At 72.5% G+C, this 2,238-nt stretch carries 3 protein-coding genes and 1 pseudogene; 3 read left to right on the forward strand and 1 reads right to left on the reverse strand.

The features are described from left to right. Positions 1–271: pseudogene (locus ROTAS13_RS23270) on the forward strand (hypothetical protein); the annotation flags it as partial. A 167-nt stretch (positions 272–438) separates the two neighbouring features. Here ROTAS13_RS23270 and ROTAS13_RS23280 read toward each other — a convergent pair. After that, positions 439–1,071 carry a glutathione S-transferase family protein gene (locus ROTAS13_RS23280; protein WP_019460761.1) on the reverse strand — a complete coding sequence of 211 codons (633 nt, stop codon included), beginning with the start codon at positions 1,069–1,071 and terminating at the stop codon, positions 439–441. A gap of 164 nt (positions 1,072–1,235) precedes the next feature. On the opposite strand from ROTAS13_RS23280, the gene ROTAS13_RS23285 reads away from it, so the two are divergent. Together ROTAS13_RS23285 and ROTAS13_RS23290 are read left to right on the forward strand one after the other, a co-directional pair. Then, the gene (locus ROTAS13_RS23285) at positions 1,236–1,694 is read left to right on the forward strand and encodes a DUF3237 domain-containing protein (protein WP_058390442.1); all 459 of its coding nucleotides are present in this window, start codon (positions 1,236–1,238) and stop codon (positions 1,692–1,694) included. A gap of 111 nt (positions 1,695–1,805) precedes the next feature. After that, positions 1,806–2,238 (forward strand): MFS transporter (locus ROTAS13_RS23290; RefSeq protein WP_139323526.1); only part of this gene is annotated, 433 nt, incomplete at its 3' end.

The following is a 2,238-nucleotide window of genomic DNA, read 5'->3' on the forward strand; positions in this document are numbered from 1 at the left end:
GGAGCTGTGCGTAGATGTGATCAAGAGACAGCCCTCCGGCTGCCGCTTCCACACCCGCTGCCCCCATGCCGAGGCGGTCTGCCGGGAGCAGGACCCGGAGCTGCGCGCGCCCACCGGACCGCTGGGGGGCGATCCGGGCCACCTCGCCGCCTGCCATCTCGCGGATCGCCTGCCGCCGGTGGAGAATGTCGCCGAACATGGGTTGGCGCCGAATGCGGCGCGGCGGCTGGCGCTCTACACCGCCGCGCGGGAGATCAGGCTGGCGGGGTGAGGAGCCCGCCCGGAGGATCGGATCAGGGCGTCCCCTTTTCCTGCCCCAGCGGCGGGAATACCGCGACCACCGGCTGGACTGGATGATCCGTTCCGGCGGCATCGAGGTCGTGCTGGCCGGGCTGCGCGACAACAACATCCGCTTCTCCTGGCCGGAATAGCCGCGGCTCAGCGCTTCGGCGGATCGAAGACCTGCACGACGCCCGCGAAGGCATCCAGTGCCTCGCAACGCGCCGCATGGGCCGCCAGGCTGGGCCACGCGCCGCCGTCGCCATGGATCGCCGGATGCGCCTCGGCGAGGAAGCGCAGCGCGCAGCCCAGGGCGATATCGGCATGGCCCGGTGCCACGCCGTTCCAGAAGGGCGCGGGCTCGCGCGCCCGCTCCGCCTCCAGTACCGCGAGCACGTCGCGGATCTGCGCCTCGCAGCGCGCCACCCAGCGTTCCGAGACCGTCTCGTGCAGGATGCGTTCGTAGATCAGGCTGACCATCTTGTCGCAGAGGCCGGTGGCCAGGGCGCAGAGGCGCAGCATGCGCCGCCGTTCCGCGCCGGAGGCGTGGATCAGCCGCGTGTCCGGCGATGCCTGTTCGTCTAGGTGGTCCAGGATCGCGCCGCTCTCGATCAGCGCCTCGCCATCGTCGAGCAGCAGCACGGGGACGCGGCGCAGCGGGTTGATGGCGGCCAGCCGCTCCGCATCGCCGAAGGTGGACCAGGGCTGGTGCTCGTAGCCCAGCCGGTAGAGGCGCAGGGCCACCGCCACGCGGCGGACGAAGGGCGAATCGTACTGGCCGATCAGGATCATTCGGATGGTCTCCCTTGCCGGGCCTGCCAGGGCGCATCCTTGCCCCTGAGCGGCGTGGGCGCCAAGTGCCGGCCTTGGGGGGCACCCCGGTTCTCGCGTCTTGTGGATCGGGCCGGGCGGGCGGATGACGGCGGGACGGAAACATCCCCTGCGAGGACAGGACCATGACGCCACCGAGCCTGCACCATGTCGCCGACATCGCGGTGGAGGTGGGGGAACCCATCGCCGTGGGCGAGACCGGCGAGGGGCTGCGGCGGGTTGTGCCGATCCTGGGCGGCTGGGTCCGGGGGCCACGCCTGTCCGGCCGCATCCTGCCGGCAGGGGCGGATTTCCAGGTGATCAGGGCGGACGGCTACACCACGCTGGAGGCCCGCTATGTGGTGGAACTGGATGACGGGGCGCTCGTCTATGTCGTGAACACCGGCGTGCGGCATGGCCCGCCCGAGGTCATGGCCCGCATCACGCGGGGCGAGCCGGTGCCACCGGAGCAGGTCTATTTCCGCACGGCGCCACGCTTCGAGACCGCCGCCGCGGCGCATGCTTGGCTGACCCGGCCTCTCTTCCTGGCCACCGGCATCCGCCGGCCGGACCGGGTGGAACTCGCGGTCTTCGTGGTGGAGTAGCCGCCAGCCGCATCCCGCTGACGCTCCGGATGCGGGCGCAACGGGCGGAAGGCGGGGCGGGCGCTCCGCCGCCTAGGGTCCCTCTCCACCATCCAGGAGATCACGGGACCCGTGCCAGATCATCGCCCAAGCCATGACCCCGGCCATGGCCCGGACCAGCGTTCCGGCCCCCTGCCCGCCGGCTTCCGGCGCCTCGCCCTGTCCAGCCTTCCGGCCCAGTTCTCCGAACAGATCGCCCTGTCCGCCGCGCCGCTCGCCGCCGTGCTGCTGCTGGGGGCGGGAGCGACACAGACCGGGCTGCTCCAGGCCGCACAGACATTGCCCTTCCTGTTGCTGTCGCTGCCCGCCGGGGTACTGGCGGACCGTACCTCCCGCCGCCGCCTCATGCTGGGGGCGGAGGTGCTGCGCGGGGCCGCGCTGCTCGTCATCCTGCTCCTGCTGCTCGGTGGGGCGCTGACCCTGCCCTGGCTGGCGGTGCTGGGCTTCCTGGGGGCCGCCGGCACGGTGGCCTACAGCGTCGCCGCACCGGCCCTGGTGCCGTCCC

Origin of the sequence: Roseomonas sp. TAS13 (assembly GCF_001950415.1) — a bacterium.
In the GTDB taxonomy this organism is placed as follows: domain Bacteria; phylum Pseudomonadota; class Alphaproteobacteria; order Acetobacterales; family Acetobacteraceae; genus Roseomonas; species Roseomonas mucosa.

Bases quoted from the DNA above. Each gene is read 5' to 3' on its own strand.
- ROTAS13_RS23280 (WP_019460761.1), bottom strand. From the start codon at position 1,071: ATGATCCTGATCGGCCAGTACGATTCGCCCTTCGTCCGCCGCGTGGCG.
- ROTAS13_RS23285 (WP_058390442.1), top strand. From the start codon at position 1,236: ATGACGCCACCGAGCCTGCACCATGTCGCCGACATCGCGGTGGAGGTG.